A 26,036-nucleotide genomic window follows, 5' to 3' on the forward strand; every position below is an offset into this window, starting at 1 on the left:
GGGCGTGAGCGAAGCAGATTACCAGTTGTATTTTGTTTGGATAAGAACGGAACGAGACTGACCGTAATAGCAGTAATAATCACAGGCAGAAACGTATTCTTTATTGAGTAGGTTATTGATATTCACCTGTAACTGCCATTGTTTATTGAGTTTATAGGTTGCTGCGGCATCCCAAAGTGTGGCACTCGGTACTGTAATATTACTGGCTAAATTAGCTGGATTATCTTTTGACTGACCTAAATATCGAACGCCTGATCCTAATGTGATTTCTTGGGTATCTGTCAGTGGGATAGTGTAATTTGCCCAAGCAGAGGCCATATGTTTAGGGATTAGTCCTGCTTGCTTTTTGCCGCGGTCACCCGTGTTATCTGTTTTTGCGTTGGTATAGGTATAGGCGGCTTGAACGTTGAAATTGTCCGTTAGCTGCACCATAGCCTCAGTTTCAATACCTGTTGAGGTTACTTTTCCTGTTTGTGTGGATACAAATGTTTTTGGATTAGTCACCAACGCATTTTTTTGTTCAATATCGAACCAGGCAACATTGATATATCCATCAAAATAGTTTGGAGTATATTTTACACCCACTTCAACTTGCTCACCTTTTAGTGGGTCATAGAGTTTACCTGTTTCTGGGTCAATGGTGCTTAGCACTTCAAATGATTGTGAGTAACTTGCATAAGGAGAAAGTCCATTATCAGCTAAATACATCACTCCGGTATTCAAGCTAAACTCACCATCATTACGTGATTTATTAATTTGCTGAGTTTTATTTTTATTTTCAGTTTTAACCCAATCATAGCGAAGGCCAGCAACACCTATCCATTGGCTGTCAAATTTCACTTGGTACTGTGAGTAGAGGCTCGATTGTGTTTTATCAATGGTGCGATTGATGTTATTCGCAGGGTCAATTGGGGTGTATTTACCATAGATAGGGTTCCAAGGATTAATTTTGTCAAAATTATAGTTGTCTTGTTCATCCCCTTTGGTTTGGTGATATTGGAGCTCAACACCAGTCAACAGGGTATGTTCGAAACGTTCAGAATCCCATTCACCAACAATATTATTATCAAAAGTTATACTTTGATTTTTACCGTCACGAAATACTACACCTCGGCTTAGTTCACTGACGGAGGTATCCGCATTAGGGAATGCATAAACACTGCGCAAGGTTAATTTATTGTAGCCGTAATTTAAGCGTTGAGAAAAGCGCCATGAATCATTAATACTGTGTTCAAGTAGATAGCCTGCGGATAATTGACTACGTTTATATTTATCGTAATCGGGTTCACCTAAATTAGTTGATGGTTTAATTTTACCAAAAGGTGATTTGATAGTTGTGCCTGCGGCAGGGAAGAATGGATTCGTGGGAGTACCATCATCATGTAAATAGGTACCCATTAATGTCAGCATCGTATCGTCAGAGATATCAATGGCTAAGCTCGGGGCGATATAAACACGTTCATTATCTGTGCCTTTTAGTTCACCATCACTTTTTTTCATTGTTCCAACAAGACGGTAGCGTACATTGCCTTCATCATTGGCATTACCAGCGACATCCAAACCGAATCCTCGTTGGTCATTATTTCCCGTCTCAAGGAAAACTTCGCCTTTGGGGGTAAATAACGGTTTTTTAGTCACGACGTTTACTGCGCCACCGGGTGTTGATTCACCGAATAAAACGGCAGAAGCCCCTTTAACCACTTCAATACGTTCGAAGCCATAAGGCTCTAATAGCCAAGTGTAATAACCATCGCGAAATAGGCGGCTGTTATCTAAATAAGTTGCGGCATCAAACCCGCGTACTTTAAACCAGTCGGTATCGTTATCGGCGCCGTAAGGTTGTGAAACTACGCCAGAAGTATAACGTAACGCCTCATCAAGCTTTTGTGGTGCGCGTGTTTCTAGCTCTTCTTGGGTGATCACTGAAACGGATTTAGGGGTTTCTTGTAGTGATGTATTCACTTTAAGAGCTTGAGCACTGACGACTAAGGTGTCAGATTTCTCACTATTCGGCGTTTCTGCAAAAGCACTGGAAATTGAAAATGATGCGGCAATGGCACTTAATAAAACGGGTGTTAGCGGGTGTTGTTTGAAAGGCGTCATGTTATTCACAGTGTATAAATCCGAATAGAGAATGATAATAGTAATGACTATTATTACTAATAATTGTATTAAGTGACATAATTATTATGTAAATGATGAGAAATAGAGAGTTTTGCAGGATATAAAATCATGAATTTGAAAAGTAACAGATGGTATGACGAGTAAAAAAATTAAAATTAATCAGTTGATTAACGTCTATATCAAAAAAGAGGCCATGAATTTGACCTCCTTTTTATTTTTAGTGATTGCCGTTAATTTAACGTAAAGCGGCTACTGTCTTAATGCAATTGCGACACGATTGAATGCACTCATTAAGCCTATCGCAAGGGTTAAATCAGAAATTTGTACGTCACTAAAGTGAAGTTTTACATGATTAAATAGTGAGTCAGGAGCCACTGTTTGTGCAATATTTGCGACAGATTCCGTCCAAGCTAATGCAGCTCGTTCTTTTTCAGTAAAATGATGGCTGACTTGCCAACCCGCTAAGGTATCAATTTTCTTATTGCTAACACCCGCAGCGCGCAATGAGGTGGCATGCATATCAAGGCAAAAAGCACAGCCGTTAATTTGAGAAATTCTAAGATAAACTAACTCGATGAGTTCTTTACCTAATCCACTTTTTTCTAGTGCATTTTTGCAATCAATTAAACCTTTGTAGGCTTCTGGTGACAGTATGTTGTAGGCTAGACGTAACGTACTCATAACTAATTCCTCATATAATTAAAGCATCAAGATAATATGCAGCTTATTGTCTTCATTGGTGTGGGTGTCTATATACTACACATTCTTGTTTTGTCTGTTTTAGCACATTTAAATAACTGTAGCGCATATTAAAGCATCTTGGCCTATAATAAAGGGGCAAGAATAAAAAATATCACTAGGACAAGATGTGTTAAAAATGTTTCTACAAATTGATACAGCAGCTAATACACCACTTTATTTGCAAGTTTATCAACGTTTTCATGAAGGAATAAATAATGGGCAGCTACAGGCTTTCCAGCGTATTCCTTCAATACGAGCTCTTGCGAGTGAATTAAATGTGGCTCGAGGAACGATAGAACTCGCATATCAGTTGCTGATTAGTGAAGGATTGCTGGTGGCTAAAGGTGCTAAGGGAACCTTTATTGCTCAGTCGGTGAAAAATATACAAGACCATCAGACTAATAAATATCATGTTGTAGATGCTGTCGTATCAGAAAAAAAAGATCAAAAGCAGGAGAATAAGCAACAGTATAATATAACCGAGTATCCACAAAATATTGCTCCATTTAAATTAGGAATTCCTGCATTAGATGTATTTCCTGTCAAATTATGGTCAAGGCTATCAGCAAGTATTTTACGAGAAGCGAGTACAACACAGCTAAGTTACCCAGACCCTCAAGGCTTATTCAGTTTACGTGAAGATCTAGCTCGCTATTTAGTTATGTCTCGGGGGATCAATTGTACACCGGACCAAATATTTATTAGTGCGGGTTATTGCGCCAGCTTAACGCTAATTATGCAAAGTTTATTTAAAATCGGGGACATAGGTTGGTTTGAAGAACCGGGCTATCATATTGCGCGTTCATATTTACAGCATATTGGCATGAAATTGACACCAATCGAGGTTGATAGTCACGGTATAGTTGTTAAACAGGGCGAAAAAGTAGCGCCAAAAGCAAGATTTGCTTTAGTTACACCGACCCATCAAAGCCCGACAAATGTTTCGTTAACGTTAGCTCGAAGAATAGAATTACTTGATTGGGCTGATAGTAACCAAAGCTGGATTATCGAAGATGATTATGATGGTGAATTTCGTTATCAAGGTCGTCCATTACCGGCATTGAAAAGTTTAGATAAACATGAGCGAGTTATTTACTGCGGTACGATGAGTAAAGCGCTATTTCCTGCATTACGATTATCTTATATTGTTGTTCCTAACTCACAGATAGCTCAGTTTTATTCGGTTGCTAAAATTATAAGTAATCAAAGTTCTATTTGGCAGCAAGAAATTACACATCGATTTATTCATGATGGGCATTTTGCTCGGCATTTACGTAAAATGCGAAATTTATATCGTCAAAGAAGACAATATTTGATTGATGCAATAGTACATAATCTATCAGAGATTTTTGAAATTCAAATGCAATCGGGTGGTATGCATATTGTCGTGAAAATTATTAATGGCCAATCATCAAAACAATTTGCAGCAGTCGCGAATCAAAATGGTTTTGGTCTAGAATCACTTGATGAGTGGAGTATGAATAGCAGTAATAAGCAAATACTCATGCTAGGATTTACAAATATTAAGAATGAGGCTATCGCTGACCAATACTGTAAGCAATTAAGGGAAATAAGTTCAAAAATGTTAATTTAAAATGAGTAATTTAGCTTAAGATTGATTTTTAAATTAAGAAAATAAAGCATAACGTCAATTAAGATAATTAAATAAAACTGATAAAAATATTGAATATTAAAATGTGATGCTAAATTAATTTTATTAATTTCGTTATGATTCAATTGGTTGTAATTACTTGGATGGCTATGCGTTTTTTGCATACTATTTCGTCCATTTGCATTTCTCTTTAAGTTAAAAAAATGTAACTATCCATTTTAGGCTCAAGAGTCGCCTCAATAAAAGGGTCTTGTTAATATCAAAGACTTTAGATAAATACAATAGGGGTCCGAATGAATAGACAAAAATTGATGAAGCAAATTATTATTGCAATAGGGCTTGGCGTTATATTAGGTTGGGGATGTCATAATTACGCCGCATCGGTAGAAGAGGCAAAAAATATTGCTTCTTATATGAATATTATTACAGATGTATTTTTGCGTTTAATTAAAATGATTATTGCTCCACTTGTATTTGCGACTATTGTCTCAGGTCTTGTTTCTATGGGGGGCTCATCTTCCGTAGGTAGCATAACAATTAAAGCAATGGTTTGGTTTATTAGCGCAGCGATTATTTCATTAGCGATTGGTATGATTTTTGTTAATGTATTCCAATTAGGCGTAGGGCTTAATTTAGCTGTACCAGCAGTCGCGGTTGATAGTGGATTAAATACTTCAGGATTTACATTAAAAGCCTTTATTACGCATATTTTTCCGAAAAGTTTTGCAGAAGCAATGGCGAATAATGAGATTTTACAGATATTAGTTTTCTCAATATTTTTTGGTTCAGGATTAGCGTTTATTTGTAAAGATAAAAAAAGCCCAATTGTGACACTAATTGAAGATTTGTCTCGTATTATGTTTCGCGTGACTGACTACGTCATGAGTTTTGCACCTATCGCGGTATTTGCAGCAATTGCCTCTGCGGTAACAGTAGAAGGTTTAGGGTTACTATATGACTATGGTAAGTTAATTGGCCTATTCTATGTGGCGCTTGCTTTATTATGGGTGGTTTTATTTAGTGCGGGTTATTTCTTCTTAGGAAAATCAGTCTTTAATTTAGGTAAATTAATTCGAGAACCTGTTGCTCTTGCATTCGCTACTGCCAGCAGCGAGTCTGCTTATCCGAAAACGATGGAAGCATTGAACCAATATGGGGTGCCTAAGAAAGTTACTAGTTTTGTTTTACCCTTAGGTTATTCATTTAACCTTGATGGCTCGATGATGTATCAATCTTTTGCTGTCTTATTTATCGCAAATGCTTACGGCATAGATTTAAGTATTACTGAGCAAATCTTGATTTTATTAACCTTAATGGTTACCAGTAAAGGAATGGCAGGGGTCGCAAGGGCATCAATTGTGGTTGTCGCTGCAACTTTACCAATGTTTAATTTGCCAGAAGCGGGAATTTTATTGTTACTTGGTATCGATCAGTTCCTTGATATGGGACGAACTGCAACAAATGTAGTCGGCAACAGTATTTCAACCGCTGTGATCTCTCGATTAGAAGAGAGAAAAGGGAACTTACATGAAGAACCTGACGTTACTTTAAATGAAAAAGTAACCACAACATCATAACTCCAATATTAGATAGCGCTTTAAAAACCGCTTCCTTCTTAGCGTAATGAATTAGGTGAATAATTACGCAAGAAGGAAGAGGGTAATAAAAATCGTATTATTTATAATTTTTGGTTGCGCATAAATTGCCAAAAGCGCTCAGAAGAAACATTTAGCCTCGCCTCGGTACGATAAATATAAACTCCCATTGTGATAGAAAGTTGATCGTCTAAAATAGATAATTCTTTTTTTTCAATTTCATTCTTAATTGAATAATCAGGTAACCAACCAACACCACTCCCATTGAGTACCATACGTTTCAATACATCACTCATAGAAGAAACAAATGATAATTCAAAAGACAAATTATCTAGTTTACTCATTAATTGATTAACTTGTCGGCCCATATAGCTTTCATCGGTATATTTCATTAAGGGTAATAATGGGTCACCTAATTTAAAAATAGGTTGCTTATGGACATCACACAAAGAGACTAAATGTAAGCGACTTTCGAGTATTTTCGCATGCAAGAATGGAGATGACATGAGCTCTTCATTATAAAATGAAAGAATAAAATCACTTTGTCCATCTTTTAATTTGTGAACAGCTTCGTCAACATTGATAGATTCAACAAAAAATATTTTGTCAGTATCATGAGAAAACTGAGAAATAAAATCAGGTAGTAAAAAAACAGAAAGTGAATGTGCGGCTGATATATTAATACGTTGTTTGCTATTATCTACGCCCTTAATTTTATTTATTTGGAAATAGATATCATCAAGTAAGTTTCTGGCATAAACAATAAAGTTTTTTCCTTGGGGTGTAAGTTGAAGCGGATTTGTATTTCGATCAAATATTTCAAAACCTACGGCAGACTCAATAGATTGAATGCGTCGGCTAAAAGAGGATTGAGAAATATTTCGTTTTTCTGCTGCTAAAGTGAAACTTCGATATTCTTCTAATACGACAATATCATGTAGCCATTTTATTTCTAAATTACTGATCATTGTTCCACCAAATTATTTTAGTTATTAATTTATTATGCAAATTTAGCATACCTTAGCGAAACTCTGCAATTACTGAAAGGCAGCATTGTGTCAAAATATATTTAATTTCAAGGAGGGTATATGAAAAAAATAATAGGTATGCTAGGTGGAATGGGACCTGGTGCAACGGCTGATGCTTTTTCAAAATTGATAGCTAATACACATGCTAAAAAAGACCAAGATCATATTCCTATTATTATCGTTTCTATTCCTGATATTCCAGATAGAACAGAAAATATTATTCATCAAGGATTATCACCTTTACCTGCAATGATAGATTCACTTAAATTGCTCGAAAATGCAGGTGTATCTTGTATTATTATGCCTTGTAATACGGCACATTATTGGTATGAAGATCTAAAGAAAATTGTTAATATTCATTTTATTAGTATTATTGATGCTGCCTGTAATAAAATTATTAACTCAGGTATTAAAAAAGTTGCTTTGTTAGCAACAAGCGCGACTATTTATACAAAATTATATCAAGAAAAACTAAGAAATTATGGAATTGAATGCTTTGTACCAGATGAAGTTAATCAATATAAGGTAATGCAAAGTATTATTTCATATAAGTCAGGAGATCTGGAGTTGGCTAAAGAATTAATCTTTCCTTATGTTAACCAACTTAAATCATTAGGTATGAATAAATTTATAATGGGATGTACCGAGCTCCCCATCATATTGAATGAGTTATCAATTAAATCACCCGATGACTTTATTGATGCTACTGAAGAACTTATTAAGGAAACAGTGAGCTGGTATAATCTAACTAATATAGTAAATGAAACGGAAGATAATAAACTATCTTCTGCATTATGAAATCTATACAATTATCTTGAAATATTTGATTATTAAATAGACAGTTATTACTTTATCAAAAAAAATTATCGCATCGTTGCAATGGCTAAAAATATTTATTTTAGGATTGTTACACTTGTAGTTATTTTTATAGTAAGGACAATAAGCGCTTTATTATAATGACAATAACTAGATAGGGATAAGAAGATGCAGTTTAAATCGATGATAAAATTAGTTATAGCTGCTGCTATATTATTAGTTTTAGGATTGGTAAGTATAAATTCGTATACGATTGTACAAGATGGCTCAGTTAAAGTAGGAACTTTTTTAGGAAAAGTTGATCCTGTGGCTTATGATGCAGGACTACATTTTCCAATTAATCCATTTACTAACTTTGATACCTACTCAACAAAAGATATCCGAGTTTCTTTAAAAGAATTACGTGTGCCTTCGCAGGATAAATTAAAATCGATAGTTGATATTACTGTTATGTTGCAATTTGATGGTGCAAAAGCGCCTATGTTACGAATTAATGGAGGAACGGAAAGCGAAGCTCTTGATAAATATGTTCGCCAGAAATTAATATCGACTATTTTAGAATTTGGTAAAGATGTTGCTAATGCACAGGATTTGTATACCGCTGATACTCAAAGAAAACTTCAAGAATCTATTCGTGATGCTATTCAAAATTATGCATCCCCTTATGGCTATACTATTAAAGAAATTATGATCCAAGATATTACCTTACCTGAGGTAGTTCAAGAGCAGGTCGTTAATACAAAAATGCGCCAAGAGCAAATCAATCAAGCGAAAGCAGAAGCAGAAAAAGAGCGTGAACTTGCACAGAAAAAGGTAGTAATAGCTGAGGCGGAAAGAGAATCATCAGAACAACAAGCTATTGCTAGAGAACGTAATGCGCAAGCAAGTTCATTTGCTATGCGCCAAGAAGCAGATGCAAAATTATATGCAGCACAAAAAGAAGCGGAATCAAACGCCATATTGCAACGTACAATTACACAAGAAATGATTAATTGGAAGAGATTGGAAATAGAACAGATAAAAGCGCAAAAATATAAAGGTGAAGTCCCTAATATTGTTGTGGGTGCAGATTATGATGGTAAGATGATTATGGATATGCGTAGTAATTAATCATAACATTTTGTTTATTATTATAATTTTACTTTAGTTAATAGCAGATTGTTATCAATTTAAACTATAGTGAATAAAATAGCTCACCTAGTAATAGAGTGGGCTATTTTTTATTTATAGTAATCATAATGATTTAATAAATTTGTTAGTGTTTAGCCTTTTATTTATAGATACTATGCAAAGAGTATTTTTGGCGGTTTTTTGGTATGAAGATAAATGCGCTAGTTCTCTAATTGGTTGTCTACACTGAGAATTAAAATTTACCTCTGTACGATAAATATAGATAAAGTCTTTGAGGTTGCTAATGATAGCAGTAAGTTCCTGCCTACTTGGTTATTGCGTTAGATATGATGGTAAACATCAATTATATTCCCCATTGAAAAAACTTTATGATCTTGGTTTAGTTATCGGTATTTGCCCTGAAGTACTGGGCGGTTTACCTACTCCGAGACCATCAGCAGAAATTATAGGTGGAAATGGTGACGATGTTTTAGCTGGTAACGCTAAAGTCATAGAGAGTTTAGGAAATGATGTGACTGAGCAGTTTATTCAAGGTGCTCATATTGCCCTAAATATGCTAAAAGAAAATAAAATAGATTTAGTAGTTCTCAAAGCGAATAGTCCTTCATGTGGAAGTCAGTATATCTATAGTGGTCATTTTGATGGGACTTTAAAGGTAGGTATGGGCGTTTGTACTGCACTTTTTAAACAGCACGGTATCGAGGTTATCGATGAAAATAACCCAACTTTAAGTGATATTATTCACCATTATCTTATTCGTAATACTACTATTGTTGATAATGGATGATAATATTTAGATTGGTCGTTTTTATACCAATATTGCTTTTAGCTAAAGCATAATAGTACTTATCTGATATTTTGCGCATTTATACTATATTAATGGGATATGGATATGTAGCCGACCTGTATTTCATCATTAAAAGATATAATCTTGGATATAATATCTGAAATGAGCCTGTAACTACTTAATAACTAGATAATTATATTAGTATTATGGTATATCATCGGAAAATCTATTCTGCGGGTATATTCTATGTTTAATATTTCTGAATTAATTAATGATTCACCGATTGATTCAATTTTGTTGTTTGTTGTTACTTTTATTTTATTAGTGCTGGCCGCTTATATTGGTAAGTATATTTTTAAACGCAAAGCGGCAAATGAAGAAGCATCAGATGACGAAGCTAAAATTATTCTAGGTGCTATTTTATCGTTGCTAGGCTTGCTCATCGGTTTTGTGCTATCGATATCTATTAATGGTTACAATAATCGACAACAAACTGAGGAAAATGAAGCAATAGCAATAGGTACTGCATATCAACGAGCTCAACTATTAAATAATAGTACTGATAAAGCTGAAGCTTCACAATTACTACAACAGTATCTAGAAGCTCGTATTGAGTTTTTTAAGTCAGGGGTCAGTGATGAAAATAATCAATGGCGAATGATATCTCTCGATAAACAAAGCCAACTGTGGAATATTGCAGTAAAAGAAGCAAATCAATCTCCGAATCCTATTGTTGCCTCTGTATTATCGTCATTTAGTGATTTATATCTCTCCCAGCAAAAAACTATGGCTAGTTGGCGTCATCAAATACCTAATGCAACGTGGTTTTTACTTATTTTCTTTGCGATTTGTTCAAATATTTTAATCGGCTATAACATTCGAGGAACGAAAGGAAAGAATTGGTTGATAATAATCTTACCGTCATTAACGACATTGGCATTATTTATGATTGCTGAGATTGATATTCCAGGGGAAGGCGTAATCCATGTAACGCCTGATGATTTAGCATTGTTACAAGAGTTTCTGTTTAGAGATGGAGCTTGGATTTCAAAATAGTTTTATTTATATTTTAGCTCTCCGTAAGCTTGTGCTAACGGAGAGCTTGATGATTAACGAACAATAATACCTAATAAAATTCCGATGGCACCAAAGTCCGCGTCACTGAAGGTAGTATTCGCAATACCAATGTCCCCAAGAACAGGTAGCAAGAACACAGGTAAAAATGTGATCAATAAACCTTGAGCAAAGGCACCCAAGATTGCACCACGACGTCCACCCGTTGCGTTACCAAAGACCCCAGCCGCAGCACCAACGAAGAAGTGTGGGACAACACCTGGGATAATCACGGTCATGTTTAAGGCATAGAGAATAAACATACCAATGACACCTGCTGCAAAGCTACTCAAAAAGCCAACTAAAACCGCGTTCGGAGCATAAGGGAAAACAACTGGGCAATCCAATGCAGGTTTTGCATTTGGTACTAATTTATCTGAGATACCTTTAAATGCAGGTACGATCTCTGCAATTACCATACGCACACCTTGCAATATGATGTAAACACCCGCAGCAAAAGTAATGGATTGCATTAATGAGAACATGAACCAGTTTTTGCCACCACTGACTTCACGAACATAATCACCGCCTGCAAATAAACAGGTAATGATAAAAATAATGAACATAGTGAAAGAGATAGCAACAGGAGTATCACGTAGGAATAACAAGCTTTTTGGTACATTCATATCTTCAGTTGAATGCGCTTTATTCCCAAATTTACTACCAATGAAACCGGCTAATACATATGAAATAGTCGAAAAGTGACCGATAGCAACATCATCAGAACCAGTTACTTTTTTCATATAAGGGTGTGCGATGGCAGGGAAGAAGACCATACAAACGCCTACAATGATTGAACCGAGTGCAACTAATGCTGTTCCTTCCATTCCTGCCATTGATAATATAACGGCGATCATCATGGACATAAATAATGTATGGTGACCAGTAAGGAAGATAAATTTCCATGGTGTTAAACGAGCAATCAAAATATTGATTAACATCGCAAAAAACATAATCATTGCCATTTCACGACCGAAACTTTTTTGAGCGATAGAAACAATCGCTTCATTGTTCGGTACAACACCATTAATACCAAATGCGTGTTGGAAAATAGCAGAGAAATCACCTAGAGAGCTGACAACTAGGCCTGCACCAGCACCTAAGATCACAAAACCCATAATGGTTTTGATAGTACCTTTAATGCATTCAGTAACGGGTTTTTTTTGAGCAATCAAACCAATTAATGCGATCAGACCGACCAAAATTGCTGGTTCAGATAAAACATCTTGCATCAGAAAACGAAAAAATGACATATTGCCTCCGCTTACATTGCGCCGAGTTTAATTAACGCAGCACTGAGGCGATCTTTCATCGCCACTTTGTCTATCATATTTTCGAGTGCAACGATTTCGCCATCAACTTGTTGAGCAACAAGTTGTTCTGCGATGTCTTTTGTGCCAACAAAAATATCACTCACGGTACCTTTTGCTGAGCCAAGGTCAACGTGGTCAACTTCTGCATTAACTTGTAGATCTTTTAATATTGTCTTAATGCTCATTTCCATCATTAGACTCGTACCAAGACCATTTCCACAAACAACAGTAATTTTCATAATATTTACCTTAATACCCAATTATTCATATTTAGCGATGATTTTAAGAATGTCATCTACGTTTTCTGATTGCATGATGCTATCAATATCTTCTTGATTATCAAATAGCTCGGCAAGCTTAGCGATAGCGCCGATATGGCTATTACTATCTGTAGCAGCAAGAACAATGAGCAATTTGATTGGGTCATTTCCATCAGAGCCAAACTCAACACCTTGTTTAATCACGGTAAGTCCAAGAGATAATTGGTTTACACCATCTTCAGGACGCGCGTGTGGCATCGCAATACCAGGGCCTAATACATAATAAGGGCCTATTTTTTCATGCGATTGAATTATGGCGTCAATGTATCGTGGTTCGATGAACTTATTATTAATTAAGGGGGTACAGGCTATTTTTATCGCGTCACGCCAGTCAGTGGCGCTATTTACGACTTGGATGACGTTTGGTGTTAGTAATGTCGTCAACATAAAACTTACTCCTGGTATCGTTACAGTTCTTTTTAGCTTTTCTATTAATGAAACGAATAGTAGTGATCTATGGTAGCGCTATCTAGCAGTATTTGTCGTTTTCGTGATAGCGCTATCATTTTAGGTAAATATAGACAATAAAGTGAAAAGAAGCATGATTGCCGGTTAATTAACAAATCCAACCTGTGGTAAGTTAGGCGGGATAGGCAATACTTTTAGAGAAACTAAAAAATATTCTATGCAAAAAATACGAAAAAGAAAAAATACAGGAAGAGTGACATTACAAGACGTTGCAAAATATGCAGGCGTGGGATCAATGACGGTATCTCGTTCTTTGCGTACGCCTGAATTGGTTTCAGATAAGCTTAGAGAGAAGATCAATGAAGCTATTGAGGAGCTAGGGTATATCCCAAACTCTGCGGCGGGTATTTTAGCATCAGGGCAGAGCAGAACTGTTGCCGTGTTGGTTCCTTCTCTTCGCGATAACGCCAGTTCAGTATTCCTGCAATCATTACAAGAAGTGTTAAACAAAAATAATTACCAGGTTGTTATTGGTAGCCATGATTATCAGCAAAAAAAAGAATCAGAAGTGTTGTTCACGTTATTACAAAGTAACCCAGCAGCACTGATAATTTTTGGCGCAATTAATTCTGAAAGTGTATTTAACACTCTTCTAAATCTTGATATTCCTGTACTCGGTGTAGCAGGGGAATCAATACATCCTTTTGCTTTAAATATTAAAAGTAATATTGGTGATGCGGTTAATTTTCTTACTCACTATATGTTACAAAAAGGACATAAAAAAATTGGGTATATTGGTGCTCAAATGGACAATAAAATGCAAAGTCAGCAGTTAAGTGGTTGGAATAAAGCTATGCTTAACCATAATCTCAGTGCCGAGCAAAGTATTACAACGCCTTATATTGCGACTATGGATTTTGGTCGCCAAGCTATTAGTGAAATGCTAACGCGACAGCCGGAGCTTGAGGCCGTTATTTGTAGCCATGAAATGATTGCACTTGGTGTGATTTTTGAGTGTCAAAGAAGATTAATCAAAGTACCAAAAATGCTTGCGATAGCATGTGTAGAAGGTTCTTCAAATTGCGATCATATTCATCCGTCTTTGACTTCAGTGCGAATTGATTACAGTAAAATGGCGCGGGAAACAGCGAAAAGATTACAGAAATGGTTGGTAGATGTCGATTGTGATGTTGAAGCTCTACATGAAGAAATTGTTTTCCCTTATAAATTCGAAGCAAGGCAAAGCGCCTAACGTGGTATTTTTACTGGTTTAGTTTCGGAGAATCTGTGATGCCCATTTTAGCTTCACATTTAATCTTGAAATATCTAAATATGATTCATCATAAAGTGATTTGACTCACTTTATGATAATAAAATAGGTTGTTTTTTTTTGTCTAAAAATAAGTTTGCTAGCTGAGTCACTGCATCATTTCTATTTCATGATAGCGTATCAAGATGGTTGATTTTTGCCATTACGTTATGGCGCGTTAACGTCATTTTGCTAGGAAATATAATCATGTGAAATGGTTACAGGGGAAATTATGAAAATAAAACTATTAAAAGCATTCGTTTCAGCCGCAATTTTAGTTTCTTGTGGTGCGACAGCAGCAACTACGGGCTCTGAAGTTCTTGTGGTTCAAAATGGTGGAACACCAAATAAGGTGTATACCGCGAATAAGCCAACGATCAAAGTAGCGACTTATAATATAGGTAAAAATGAGCTTTCAGGAGATGTGGCTGATTTAACCAACTTGAATAAAGCTATCGCTAAAATAGATGCAGACGTCATTGTATTAACAGAAATAGATAATAAGACGGCACGGAGTAAAAAAGTACACCAATTAGAAGAAATCGCAAAAGCAAATAAAATGCATTTTGCTTTTGGTAAAGCTTTAGATTTTGATGGTGGTGAGTATGGCGTAGGTATTTTATCAAAATATAAAATTGAAAAATCTCAAGTTATTAATTTGCCATCAGGGGAGGCTGAACAACGTGTGGTTTTGTTGTCTCAAATCACCAAGCCGGGCTTTGATACACCGATTATTATCATGGGGACTCATTTGGATTGGCAGAAAGATCCAACGGTACGTATTGGTCAAGTGCGTCATATTTTAGATGCAAGTATTGGTGATACCTCGACCGATTTTGATAATATTGCGGCTTCAATTAAAATTTTGGCAGGAGATTTTAATTCAACGGCTAATGAATTACCGACCCAAGAAATTAATTACTTATGGAATCCAGTACTGAAAAAAGGTGTTGATTATCGTACTTGGCCAGCGGTAAACCCAGCTATTGATATTGACCATATTTTCACCTTTAAGGGGCAAGTGTGGGATGTTAAAAATATGCAGATCCCAACGGACAGTAAAGATTTTCAATGGTCAGGTGTAAGCGACCATCTGCCTGTTATTGTTGAGCTAGAATTACAAGAGCAATAAAAAATTGAATCGATATTTACAATAAAAAAGAGTATGTGGCTTTAAAGGGAAAGTTAGAGCTGGAAATTGTTTTGACTCGGTGTATTTAAATTTCATGTTTAAAGGCCTCTTATTATGAGGCCTTTTTTTATTTATTAGTATTTTGCAAAAGACTTTGACGCTTTAGAAAACGAGCTTCAGCTGCATTCAAATAATTTTCAATTTCGTTATAGATTTTAAGGCGTTGCTGGCTTAATTCAGGATTACTTTCTAGTGTGTGTGCTGTTTGTTGGATGAAATTTTCTAAGAAACTTTTAACACTGGAGTATTTGCTGGCAATATTGGCATGGTAATATTGGTATACATAAGATTCCTGTGAGTGACTTAAGTTAATGTTTTGTTTTATGTTATTGGTTGCAAGTAATAATAATTGAATATTTGTCATGGTTTACCCTTTTTATTGAGAACAAATGCTACACGATTTTAATTTTTTTTTTTATCATTATTAGTCGGATAATTTTATATTTGCGTTTTACCTAATATTAGATAGGAATATTCTGTAATTTTTTTGAATTATGGTTTCTGTAACTATCTATAATTCTTAATTTAAGTTGTGTAGAAACGATAAGTGAGAAAAATAGCATTAAAGAATCTTATATTTTTTAGTTTGTATGTTTTTTGTTAAAAATACGAAGTTGTGGGTGTTTAAAGGTGTTTTTATATTTCCCTTCTGAATATAATTAATTAATATCAATGAGATACGTGAATTTCTTGATTGAAAAATAAAGAGATGGATTTTCTAGGATGATGGCTCTTATATTTTTATTATGTGATTTTATATTTTAATAAAGTAGAGTTACTTTTGTATCATGATGAATAATAAGAATTATTGTGATTTTTGTGTTTTTTTCTAAAATTACTAATATTTAATTTTTTTGTATAAAATACATTTTACTCTCTGGCTGAGTTTATTTACCATTGTTGGTTGTTTATTAACAATTGGAAATGTTTATTCTTAATTTATTATGTTTTATAATGCCAAAACTATAGGAAAATTAAGGTGTGTTTAATAGTTAAGGTAAGTTTTTATATTTAATATTGTAAGAGTTGAAATATTTCTAAGATAAAAAATACAACTGGTAATAGTTAATCTTTTGTTTGCTATTTATATTATACTAGTGATGCTGTTATACTTACTCCCCTTATAGGTAAAATTGTATAAATACTCAATATTAGCGTTTTATTAATTATGTCTATTTGTTTTAATTAGTGTTAGCTCTTTGCACGATAGTTTTAGTGTATGGGCCATCGCTTATAAAACATATTTAAGTAAGTGATGATTTTTTAAAGTTAAATATCGAAATTTGACATAGGGATTAACTATTATCTTATTACGATAATCGTATTGGATTTTTGCAATTGGTGTAAAACCTAGTTTTATGAGAGCTTAATATATGAATATAATAAAATTGCTCACGATCCTTTTGCTAACAGGATGTGCCTTTTTGTTGGGAGTTACAGTTAACTATGCACCTAAACCTGATTTGGTTAGCTTAGCAAAAATTACTGTTGAGGATTATTTATCCTATCCAGAAACTGCTTCATTTAAAAATGTTAAATATAATTTTGTTCGCCAAACATCAGATAAAGGTGATCTGGGATATGTTTGCGGTGAAGTATTTCGGGTCAATAATGAGAAACTAGAAGGGTATAAAAAATTTATCGTTAAGGTGCATAATAATCTTGATGGGCGAGTATCGCTATCAATACCATTAGTTGAAGGTGATTATGATTTATTACCGATGGAAATGATTGAGTCGATGTGGCATAAATATTGTGAATGATTTTTGTCATTAGTTTGTGTCTTTTGGGAAGATACGTGCTTAGTTAGAATTGAAAATAACCATTGTGAGAATAGAGAAAACCTGAGTAGGCTTTCTCTATTTTTAATGTGCTTAACCTTTTAGTTCTCTTGCACATTGCTGCAGATTCAAAAATGAAGTGAAACGAATATTATGTTGTTCTTGGTAATCGCCGTTGGGTTGGTAAGTCAGATCAATAGTTGAAAATTGATCCATTGCCTGTGCTACAGTATTGCAAAGGCCACCTGCAACGGCGCCAAGTATGGCAGAGCCAAGCAAAACAGGTTCACTTGCTTGGGTTGAAATGACCGGCACACTGCATGTATCGGCTAATAATTGACGTACCAACGGGTGCTGTCCTGCGCCTCCACTAACTACGATATTTTCAATTGAAGCTCCCGATTGTGCTTGAGCCTCAATAATTTGTCTTAATCCATATCCAATCCCACAAATGCCCGCAATGTAGAATGATAATAAGTTATCAATGCTGTTATCCATTGAAAGACCTGCGATAACAGCGCGTGCATGTGGATCGGCAAAAGGAGCTCGATTGCCTAAAAACTCAGGAACTATATGGATACCCTTAGCGGATTCCACTGCTTGAGAGGGCGAGGTAGCTTGTTGCAGTACCATATCGGCCAACATCACAGGGAGTGATTTGTGTTGTTCTTTAGCCAGTGCTTTTGCCTGTATTGCGGCAGGGTGCAGGGAAAGTAGTTGGTCGATAGCAGCTCCTGCTGCACTTTGGCCTCCTTCATTCAACCACATACCTGGCACCATGGCTGAATAATAAGGTCCCCAAACGCCAGGTATAAATACTGGTTCTTGAGTTGTCGTCATGGTGCAAGATGAAGTGCCAAAAACATAAGCCATGTTTGCTGTGGCATCTCCATTTACTCCGACAGTGCCTATTCCACCTGCATGAGCATCAATCATCCCTGCGGCAACAGGGGTTCCTACTAAAAGTCCCATTTGCTGCGCGGCTTGCAGGGTTAAACCCTGGCCACAAGGTGTGCCGGGTTCAACAATATGTTGACCAATACGTGCAAATTTTTCATCGGCGAGTTCTGATAAACCAATTTGTTGGAAGTAATCTGCATCCCAACGTTTTTCATGAGCAAGGTAAGTCCATTTGCAGGTTACTGTGCAGGTTGAACGAGCTAATGAATCAGTGGATTTCCAAGTTAGAAAATCGGCTAAGTCAAAAAATTGCCATGTATTATCATAGGATTGTCGACGATTTTCTTTTAGCCATAAAATTTTAGGTGTTTCCATTTCAGGGGAGATTTTACCTCCCACATAGTTTAAAACAGGATGTTTTAACTTATTAATACGTTCAGCTTGTTCGGTTGCTCGATGATCCATCCAAACAATAATATTACGATTTGGGTCTTCACTTGGGCTAATAGAAATAGGCTGTTTATCATGGCCAAGTACGACAAGTGAACAAGTCGCATCAAAACCGATACCTGAAACTTGTTGTGCAGAAGTATGAGACGAGGCCATGGCTTGCCTGACACAATGGCATACAGCTTCCCATATTTCATCACTTGATTGTTCTGCAAAATGAGCACTGTCTCGGTAAAGAGTAATATCTTGTTTAGCTGATGCAAGCATTTTGCCTGTCATATCAAAAATGCCCGCACGTGCGCTACCTGTGCCGACATCAATGCCAATAACCACTTTATCACTCTTTATTTGTTGTTCTTTTGGGCTATTCATTTTTCCTCCTGAGTATTTATCTCAGCGTTTAAAAAGTAAAACTAGAGGTCGACACTATTTGGTAAAATAACAAGGTCACGTACAGTGACATTTCTCGAGCGAGTTAGCATGAACAATACGGCTTCCGCGACTTCAATTGGTTGCATTAAGCTACCGTTCGCTAAAGCTTCTTCCATTTTTTCTTTTGGCCAATCATCGAGCAAAGCAGTCACAACAGGGCCTGGCAATACAGCACCAACGCGAACACCATGTTCTGAAACTTGGCGACGAGTTGAATGGACAAATGCTTGAACGGCAAATTTTGAAGCGGTGTAGATTGGTTCCCAAATGACAGGCACTACGCCAGCTATTGAACTGGTGAATAAAACATCACCTGATTTTTGAGCAATAAAATGTGGTAGCACAGTGCGAACACAGCGAAATGCCGCATTGATATTTAAATTTAAAACTTTATCCCAAACGTCAGCATCACCTTCTGCAACAGGACCACCAATATATGCGCCTGCATTGGCATGAAATATATCTAAACCGCCTGCTTTTTTAATAATAGCATCTAACATGCCATCGACTTGCTCGGGTTTCATTAAATCAATGACTAATGGAATTGCATTTTCACCGAGCTCTGCGACTAGTTGATTAAGTCTTTCTTCTGCGCGGTCAATTAAAACAACTTTTGCACCTGCTTTAAGAAGGGTTCTAGCACATTCAAGACCTATGCCGGAAGCTGCGCCTGTAATTGCTGCAACTTTATTTTCAAGTGATATGGCCATTATGATTACTCCAATCGGTTATTTAGAAAAAGAGATAAAAATAAAATTTGATGAATTCAAGGAAATGAAAATGATTCATAAGCTGGCTTGATTGTTATGAAGACGTGTTGACATTTATTTATAGCGCTAGAAATAGCTAATACGAGGATATCAACTCAACATTTCATCAATTTCAACCTTGCTCAATCGATGTAGCAGTATTGCGAGTTTTCATCTTTGGTGTCAAGCTAGCAAAAAATGGAGATAGATATTTGTGACAAAGATCAGACAAAATAAGAAAACAACCATCTATGACCTTGCGGAACTGGCAGGCGTTTCAGCCAGTGCAGTAAGCGCTGTGCTTAATGGTAATTGGCAAAAAAGGCGTATTAGCGCGCAGTTGGCTGAAAAAATAATTCGTATCGCACAGGAACAAAATTATGCAGTCAATAAACAAGCGAGTTTATTGCGCAGTAATAAATCAAAAATTATCGGCATGCTAGTGCCTAAATACGATAACCGTTACTTTGGTTCAATTGTTGAACATTTTGAAGAAATGGCGCGTGAACGGGGATTATTTCCAATTATTACCTGTACTCGACGTGATCCTGTGTTAGAGCTAGAAGCGGCTCGAACAATGATTTCTCATCAAGTTGATTGGCTTATATCAACAGGGGCAACTAATCCAGATAAAATTACTGAGGTATGCCATGCATCTGGAGTAGCTACTTTGAACTTAGATTTACCGGGAACGCTAGCTTCATCAATTATTTCTGATAATTTTAGTGGTGCTAAAGCGTTAACCCAACGTATTTTGCTAAATAGAATGAATAAAAAGGCATCGTTAGAATCCCTTATTTTTATTGGGGGGAGGGAACGCGATCATAACACCCGTGAACGTATTCGTGGATTTATTGATGCACATAGAGAGTTAGGCATTATCGTTCCTGAACAACATATTTTGACTTGCGGTTACGCGGCAGAAAAAGCAGAGAAAGCATTATATAACTTTGTTAATATTCAAAAAATTGAGCAATGCGGTTTATTTGTCAACTCTACTATTTCCTTAGAAGGAGTCATGAGCGGATTGCTCAAAATGTCATTAATAGGCACACGCCAACCGGTAATGGGGTGTTTTGATTGGGACCCATTTGTCGCTTTATTGGGCAATGATATTGAAATGGTGAAACAAGATGTTCCTACTATGTTGGATCACATTTTCAGGCTGATTGACGAAGAAAATAATAAATTACAGCTTATTGAGGTCTCACCTATTGCGGTCTGCAAAACTCAATGAATATTAGTATATTTATATGCCGCTTGAGGGTTTCCTTTTATTTAATGCAGAGTTATAGGAAAATCCAAGCGGTAAATATGAGGTATTATTTATTCAATGTTTCGATAAGCAGTTGATGGCGTTGATTATAAAATTTAATGTACGTCATATAGCCGGCTAAGATTGTTGAAAGGCTAGCAGTGGCTAATAGCATAAAAGTGACCATGATTTGGTATTTTACGGCTTCTAATGGGTCAACGCCCGCAAATATCAAACCAGACATCATCCCTGGAAGGCTAACAAGACCGACGGTTTTAGCTGAATCGACTGTTGGGATCAACGAAGCTCTAATACTTTCTCGAATAATGGTGGCAGAAGCAATTTTTGGTGTGGCTCCTAAACTGAGCATTTCTTGAATTTGTTGTTGTTGGCTACTAAAACGTTGCCCAAGATTATTAAAGCACAAGCCGACAGCAATCATTGCATTACCTGCAATCATGCCTGTAATCGGAATGACTTGCATTGGGGTGAAGGCAATAGCATCGCTCACAATTAAAACAAGTAAGGTTAAAAAGGTTCCAGAGGTAATCGCAATCAATGCCGTTACAAATATCTTATCAATATATTTACTTCTTTTTTTCGCATTCCACGCAGCATTGAAGCAAATAAACATAACCAGTGCGATGGTCAAAATTTTATTATCGACATTAAATATGTATTTTAAAATATAGCCTGCAATAAGTAGCTGAATAATGGCTCGGCAGGTACTCCAGATAATATCTTTTTCCAGTGACAGTTTTTCTTTATGGCTAATAAAAATAGCCACTAAGACTAACATGATAGAAAAACCAAGCGATTCATTTGAGATAGTCGGTTGATGCACGGTTATTTCCTATTATTCAATATGATGGACGGGAAGAACAAGAATATCATCAGCGTGAGATATCTCATTTTGGTCATGAGTTACCCACAGTATTGCAATGTTATTTTGCACAGCAAGTTGATGAACTAACTCATTTACTTTAGTTTTATTGTCTTCATCTAAAGCACTGGTAATTTCATCCAATAAGAGGATCTTTGGCAAGAATTGTAGATTTCGAATTAATGATATTCGTTGTTTTTCTCCACCTGAAAGTTCATTTATGCCTTTATGAATAATATCTTCAGATAGCGAAAAGTAGTGCAGGTCATCTAAAATCTTACTTTTATTGAGTGGTAAATGGCGAATTTGGTAAGGAAAAAATAAATTGTCATAGACCGTGGTGCCAAATAATGCCGGAGTTTGAGTGCAATAAGATACCTGCTGACGATAGTTTTCAGGTGATATGGTATCGATATCTTGCCCTTCGAAAATAATTTTTCCACTACTCGGTGGAATCAATGAAGCGATTATTTTCAATAATGTGCTTTTACCGCAGCCTGAAGGACCAGTAACTAATTTGAATTCACCTGCCGCTAAGTCAATCTGCACATTATCGAGAATGGTTTTTTTATCAATTTGATAGCCAATATTTGTCAGTTGTAAAAGCACGTTTTTTTATCCATGTTAGGTATTGACTCGTTTTATCCTATTATCTAATTTTGTGCGTTGTTTTATGTCAACTTAGATATAACTAATTATACACAAAAGAATTCAAGATGCATGTAGGTGATAGCGACAGCTTATCTTATCGTCGAGATATGGAGTATTATTATCAATATTATATTTAGAAATAGGATGAGGAGACATGATTTATATTCAAATGATTATTCCTATAAATGGTGAGGATTTATTTAATCTTTTTTTAAAATAACAAATATTCACATTAAATTTAATTATGAACAAATGTTCTTTTGCAATTGCTTATGTGATTTAATATGAGATATGAGTCATCTATTTTAAACGTAGTGTAAATATAGTGTAGATATGAACTAATCATTTGGTTATATTTAAATGACATCTAATTCGTACTTTAAGTGTTATTAATATCATTTTTTATTATTTTTTCTACAGGGTAAATATTTCATCATGAAACTAAGGATTTAAAAATGAAACCATTTAATGGATATAATACAAGTTTTTCGCTTGAAGGAAAAATTGCACTGATTACTGGAGGCGCTGCTGGTATTGGCTTAGCTATTGCTAAATTGTTTATTGAGAAAGGCGCTAAAGTTGCTTTAATTGATAAATCAGAAATGGTTTGTGATATAGCGAATAATTTAAAAAATGCAATCGGTATCCAATGTGATATTACTCATTCGCCTTCAGTGTCGCAGATGTTTGAGAAGGTGGTTCAACATTACGGTTGTCTTGATATTGCCGTTAATAGTGCAGGCATCGTTGCTTTAGCTCCTGCGGAATTGCTCAGTGAAAATGATTGGGATTTAACCATGAATGTTAATTTAAAAGGTACATTCCTTGTCTGCCAATGCGCAGGTAACTTCATGATAAAACAAGGGAAAGGTAAAATTATCAATATGGCATCTCAGGCGGGTATTATTGCATTGGAGCAACATGCAGCTTATTGTGCCAGTAAGGCTGCAATTATTGGTTTGACTCAAGTTCTAGCGCTTGAGTGGAGCCCCAAAGGAATACAAACGAATGCGATTTCACCCACGATAGTATTAACCGAGCTTGGTAAAAAAGCGTGGGAAGGCGACAAAGGTGATGAAATGAAAGATAAAATTCCGGCAAGACGTTTCGCTGACCCCTCTGAAATTGCGGCGTGTGCACTCTTTTTAGCGAGTGAGGCTTCTGATATGATCACGGGACATAATTTAGTTATTGATGGGGGGTATAGTATTCAATAATTATCCTCATTATAATTTGTGCCATTACGATGCTAGTTTTATTTATTTTAGCTCATCCTATGCTAGGATGAGTTTTATTTATATGGTCTACATTAAAACTGTGTAGAAAATTTTCATTATATTTATGCTGTGTTTTTTAATATGAAAAAAGCCGAATAATTATTCCGTTATTCGGCTATAATATGGTTATTACTAAGTAGAATAATGAATTTAATTACTTAGGCTGTAATAAAGAAAGTGACATATTAATTAAATTTTCGACAGTGAAACCAAAATGATTAAATAATACTTCGGCAGGTGCCGATTCACCAAAACCATTCATTCCCATAATTAAACCATCGAGACCAACATATTTGTACCAATAATCGCCTAATGATGCCTCAATCGCAATCCTATGGCGAATATAATTGGGTAAAACTTGTTGTTTATATTCATCAGGCTGTTTATCAAAAAGCTCAGTTGATGGCATTGATATAACATTAACTTGATAACCTTGATTTGTTAGGTGTTGCCAAGCTTCTATCGCTAATGTGACCTCTGAGCCAGTTGCTATTAATAATAATTGAGGTTCATGACTATTACTTCTTAAAATGTATCCACCGCGTTTAATGTTCGCTAGTTGAGTTGATGATCGTTGATATTGTTTGAGTTCTTGGCGCGACAGTATCAAGGCCGTGGGGTCTTTTTGGTTCAGTATCGCCTGTTGCCAAGCTACTGCCGTTTCAACTTGGCAACAAGGTCGCCATACCGATAGATTTGGGGTGGAGCGTAATGATGTCAGTTGTTCTACTGGTTGATGAGTAGGACCATCTTCCCCTAGCCCAATTGAATCATGGGTGTACACCATTATTTGGGGGACATGCATTAATGCTGCCATACGAACTGCGTTTTGGGCATATTCATAAAACATCAAAAATGTCGCGGTGTAAGGACGAAAACCGCCATGTAATGCGATACCGTTGGCAATTGCAGTCATGCCAAATTCTCGAACACCATAATGAATATAATTTCCAGTCGGATCATAATTAATGGGTTTAGAACCCTGCCAGTGAGTAAGGTTACTGGGCGCTAAATCTGCCGAACCACCAATCAATTGGGGTAGTAATGGGCCTAAAATATTTAACGTATTTTGTGAGGCTTTACGTGTTGCAATCGTTGCAGGATTTTCATTTAAGTTATTAATGTATTGGGTGAGCTCAATCATAAACGAGTCAGGTAATTGATTAGATAAACGCTGTTCTAATTGCTCGGAAAGCTCAGGGTACTGTTTAGCGTATTCTCGTCGAGCTTGATCCCAAAGTAATTGTTCTTCAGCTCCTTTTTCTAGCGCATTCCACGATTGGTAAATATCGTTAGGAATGACAAAAGGCGGATGCATCCAATCTAATTTTTTACGTGTTAGTGCAACTTCATCATGGCCTAATGGTGAACCATGTGAACTGGATATTCCGACTTTATTTGGAGAACCAAAACCAATTTGTGTACGACAAATAATGAGGATTGGTTTTGATGACTGCAAGCGAGCTTGTTCAATAGCTTGTTTGATTGCGGAACGTGAATGTCCATCAATACGCTTAATCACATGCCACCCGTAGGCTTCAAAACGCTTTGCGGTATTATCGGTAAACCAACCTTCAGTATTTCCATCTATTGATATTTGATTGTCATCATAAAATACAATGAGTTTGTTTAGTTTTAATGTTCCTGCTAGAGAACAAACTTCATGAGATATGCCTTCCATTAAACAGCCATCACCGAGAAATACGTAGGTATAGTGGTCAATAATAGGAAAGCCGGGACGATTGAAGGTTGCTGCAAGTGTTTTTTCTGCAATGGCCATTCCAACTGCATTGGCAATGCCTTGTCCAAGGGGGCCTGTTGTTGTCTCTATTCCTGGTGTATAGCCTAATTCGGGGTGACCGGGTGTTTTTGAATGTAATTGTCTGAATTGTTTTAAATCATCAATAGATAAATCGTAGCCACTTAGGTGCAGTAGGCTATACAACAGCATTGATGCATGGCCATTTGATAGAATAAAGCGGTCGCGGTTTGGCCAACTGGGCTCGATAGGGTTATGTTTTAAATAATCGCGCCAAAGCACCTCAGCAATATCGGCCATTCCCATAGGTGCGCCTGGATGCCCTGAATTGGCTTGTTGAATCGCATCAATGGAAAGAAAACGAATTGCATTTGCGAGTTTATTTTGTGTTTGTGTGGTCATCTCTAGCT

23 protein-coding genes are annotated in these 26,036 nt (G+C 36.1%); 11 read left to right on the forward strand and 12 right to left on the reverse strand.

Going from position 1 to position 26,036, the window contains the following annotated elements; all coding sequences use genetic code 11:
• Positions 1–18: 18 nt before the first annotated feature.
• Together AAZR93_RS01370 and AAZR93_RS01375 are read right to left on the reverse strand one after the other, a co-directional pair.
• Positions 19–2,103 (reverse strand): TonB-dependent siderophore receptor, encoded by a 2,085-nt coding sequence (locus tag AAZR93_RS01370; RefSeq protein WP_434719613.1) that lies wholly within the window; start codon positions 2,101–2,103, stop codon positions 19–21.
• A gap of 270 nt (positions 2,104–2,373) precedes the next feature.
• Entirely contained in the window at positions 2,374–2,805 is a 432-nt protein-coding gene (locus tag AAZR93_RS01375; protein ID WP_294107563.1) for a carboxymuconolactone decarboxylase family protein, read from the reverse strand.
• 196 nt (positions 2,806–3,001) lie between these two features.
• Between AAZR93_RS01375 and AAZR93_RS01380 the strand changes: the two genes are divergently transcribed.
• On the forward strand, positions 3,002–4,459 hold the full coding sequence (locus AAZR93_RS01380; RefSeq protein WP_434718766.1) for a PLP-dependent aminotransferase family protein: 1,458 nt from the start codon (positions 3,002–3,004) through the stop codon (positions 4,457–4,459).
• Between the two features lie 311 nt (positions 4,460–4,770).
• Complete coding sequence (locus AAZR93_RS01385; RefSeq protein WP_294107558.1) at positions 4,771–6,054, forward strand: dicarboxylate/amino acid:cation symporter; 1,284 nt, start codon at positions 4,771–4,773, stop codon at positions 6,052–6,054.
• A 101-nt stretch (positions 6,055–6,155) separates the two neighbouring features.
• Here AAZR93_RS01385 and AAZR93_RS01390 read toward each other — a convergent pair whose 3' ends face one another.
• The gene (locus AAZR93_RS01390) at positions 6,156–7,040 is read right to left on the reverse strand and encodes a LysR substrate-binding domain-containing protein (RefSeq protein ID WP_434718767.1); all 885 of its coding nucleotides are present in this window, start codon (positions 7,038–7,040) and stop codon (positions 6,156–6,158) included.
• 120 nt (positions 7,041–7,160) lie between these two features.
• On the opposite strand from AAZR93_RS01390, the gene AAZR93_RS01395 reads away from it, so the two are divergent.
• The 4 genes from AAZR93_RS01395 to AAZR93_RS01410 all read left to right on the forward strand — a co-directional run bounded on the left by AAZR93_RS01395 (position 7,161) and on the right by AAZR93_RS01410 (position 10,890).
• Positions 7,161–7,898, forward strand: coding sequence for an aspartate/glutamate racemase family protein (locus tag AAZR93_RS01395; protein ID WP_434718768.1), 738 nt, complete (start codon positions 7,161–7,163; stop codon positions 7,896–7,898).
• A gap of 186 nt (positions 7,899–8,084) precedes the next feature.
• Positions 8,085–9,026: an SPFH domain-containing protein gene (locus AAZR93_RS01400; RefSeq protein WP_434718769.1), complete on the forward strand. Its 942-nt coding sequence runs from the start codon at positions 8,085–8,087 to the stop codon at positions 9,024–9,026.
• A 304-nt stretch (positions 9,027–9,330) separates the two neighbouring features.
• Positions 9,331–9,834 (forward strand): DUF523 domain-containing protein, encoded by a 504-nt coding sequence (locus AAZR93_RS01405; protein ID WP_434718770.1) that lies wholly within the window; start codon positions 9,331–9,333, stop codon positions 9,832–9,834.
• Between the two features lie 246 nt (positions 9,835–10,080).
• Positions 10,081–10,890, forward strand: coding sequence for a hypothetical protein (locus AAZR93_RS01410; RefSeq protein ID WP_434718771.1), 810 nt, complete (start codon positions 10,081–10,083; stop codon positions 10,888–10,890).
• A gap of 53 nt (positions 10,891–10,943) precedes the next feature.
• On the opposite strand, the gene AAZR93_RS01415 is transcribed toward AAZR93_RS01410, so the two are convergent.
• From AAZR93_RS01415 to AAZR93_RS01425, 3 genes are read right to left on the reverse strand one after another with little or no spacing between them, the layout of a single operon-like run.
• Complete coding sequence (locus AAZR93_RS01415) at positions 10,944–12,200, reverse strand: PTS ascorbate transporter subunit IIC (protein WP_294107548.1); 1,257 nt, start codon at positions 12,198–12,200, stop codon at positions 10,944–10,946.
• An 11-nt stretch (positions 12,201–12,211) separates the two neighbouring features.
• Positions 12,212–12,499: a PTS sugar transporter subunit IIB gene (locus AAZR93_RS01420; protein ID WP_294107546.1), complete on the reverse strand. Its 288-nt coding sequence runs from the start codon at positions 12,497–12,499 to the stop codon at positions 12,212–12,214.
• 21 nt (positions 12,500–12,520) lie between these two features.
• Complete coding sequence (locus AAZR93_RS01425; protein WP_294107544.1) at positions 12,521–12,967, reverse strand: PTS sugar transporter subunit IIA; 447 nt, start codon at positions 12,965–12,967, stop codon at positions 12,521–12,523.
• Between the two features lie 238 nt (positions 12,968–13,205).
• Here AAZR93_RS01425 and AAZR93_RS01430 point away from each other — a divergent pair, with 238 nt between their 5' ends.
• Together AAZR93_RS01430 and AAZR93_RS01435 are read left to right on the forward strand one after the other, a co-directional pair.
• Positions 13,206–14,240 (forward strand): LacI family DNA-binding transcriptional regulator, encoded by a 1,035-nt coding sequence (locus AAZR93_RS01430; protein WP_434718772.1) that lies wholly within the window; start codon positions 13,206–13,208, stop codon positions 14,238–14,240.
• Positions 14,241–14,529: 289 nt separating this feature from the next.
• Entirely contained in the window at positions 14,530–15,429 is a 900-nt protein-coding gene (locus AAZR93_RS01435) for an endonuclease/exonuclease/phosphatase family protein (RefSeq protein ID WP_434718773.1), read from the forward strand.
• A gap of 127 nt (positions 15,430–15,556) precedes the next feature.
• Here AAZR93_RS01435 and AAZR93_RS01440 read toward each other — a convergent pair whose 3' ends face one another.
• Complete coding sequence (locus tag AAZR93_RS01440) at positions 15,557–15,853, reverse strand: hypothetical protein (protein WP_294107540.1); 297 nt, start codon at positions 15,851–15,853, stop codon at positions 15,557–15,559.
• Positions 15,854–16,862: 1,009 nt separating this feature from the next.
• On the opposite strand from AAZR93_RS01440, the gene AAZR93_RS01445 reads away from it, so the two are divergent.
• Positions 16,863–17,252 carry a hypothetical protein gene (locus AAZR93_RS01445; protein WP_336430830.1) on the forward strand — a complete coding sequence of 130 codons (390 nt, stop codon included), beginning with the start codon at positions 16,863–16,865 and terminating at the stop codon, positions 17,250–17,252.
• Between the two features lie 111 nt (positions 17,253–17,363).
• Here AAZR93_RS01445 and AAZR93_RS01450 read toward each other — a convergent pair whose 3' ends face one another.
• Together AAZR93_RS01450 and AAZR93_RS01455 are read right to left on the reverse strand one after the other, a co-directional pair.
• On the reverse strand, positions 17,364–18,992 hold the full coding sequence (locus tag AAZR93_RS01450; protein ID WP_434718774.1) for an FGGY-family carbohydrate kinase: 1,629 nt from the start codon (positions 18,990–18,992) through the stop codon (positions 17,364–17,366).
• Between the two features lie 41 nt (positions 18,993–19,033).
• Positions 19,034–19,762 carry an SDR family oxidoreductase gene (locus AAZR93_RS01455; protein WP_294107535.1) on the reverse strand — a complete coding sequence of 243 codons (729 nt, stop codon included), beginning with the start codon at positions 19,760–19,762 and terminating at the stop codon, positions 19,034–19,036.
• A 253-nt stretch (positions 19,763–20,015) separates the two neighbouring features.
• On the opposite strand from AAZR93_RS01455, the gene AAZR93_RS01460 reads away from it, so the two are divergent.
• Positions 20,016–21,038, forward strand: coding sequence for a LacI family DNA-binding transcriptional regulator (locus tag AAZR93_RS01460; RefSeq protein WP_336430829.1), 1,023 nt, complete (start codon positions 20,016–20,018; stop codon positions 21,036–21,038).
• Positions 21,039–21,123: 85 nt separating this feature from the next.
• Here the strand turns inward: AAZR93_RS01460 and fetB are convergent, their stop codons facing one another.
• On the reverse strand, positions 21,124–21,900 hold the full coding sequence (fetB, locus tag AAZR93_RS01465; protein WP_294107531.1) for an iron efflux ABC transporter permease subunit FetB: 777 nt from the start codon (positions 21,898–21,900) through the stop codon (positions 21,124–21,126).
• Between the two features lie 12 nt (positions 21,901–21,912).
• Positions 21,913–22,548, reverse strand: coding sequence for an iron efflux ABC transporter ATP-binding subunit FetA (fetA, locus tag AAZR93_RS01470; protein WP_434718775.1), 636 nt, complete (start codon positions 22,546–22,548; stop codon positions 21,913–21,915).
• A 497-nt stretch (positions 22,549–23,045) separates the two neighbouring features.
• On the opposite strand from fetA, the gene AAZR93_RS01475 reads away from it, so the two are divergent.
• Complete coding sequence (locus tag AAZR93_RS01475; RefSeq protein WP_434718776.1) at positions 23,046–23,807, forward strand: SDR family oxidoreductase; 762 nt, start codon at positions 23,046–23,048, stop codon at positions 23,805–23,807.
• A 214-nt stretch (positions 23,808–24,021) separates the two neighbouring features.
• Here AAZR93_RS01475 and tkt read toward each other — a convergent pair whose 3' ends face one another.
• Positions 24,022–26,028 (reverse strand): transketolase, encoded by a 2,007-nt coding sequence (gene tkt, locus AAZR93_RS01480; protein ID WP_434718777.1) that lies wholly within the window; start codon positions 26,026–26,028, stop codon positions 24,022–24,024.
• Positions 26,029–26,036: the final 8 nt, after the last annotated feature.

It is taken from the genome of Providencia sp. Je.9.19, from assembly GCF_051129765.1.
Classification (GTDB): Bacteria; Pseudomonadota; Gammaproteobacteria; order Enterobacterales; family Enterobacteriaceae; genus Providencia.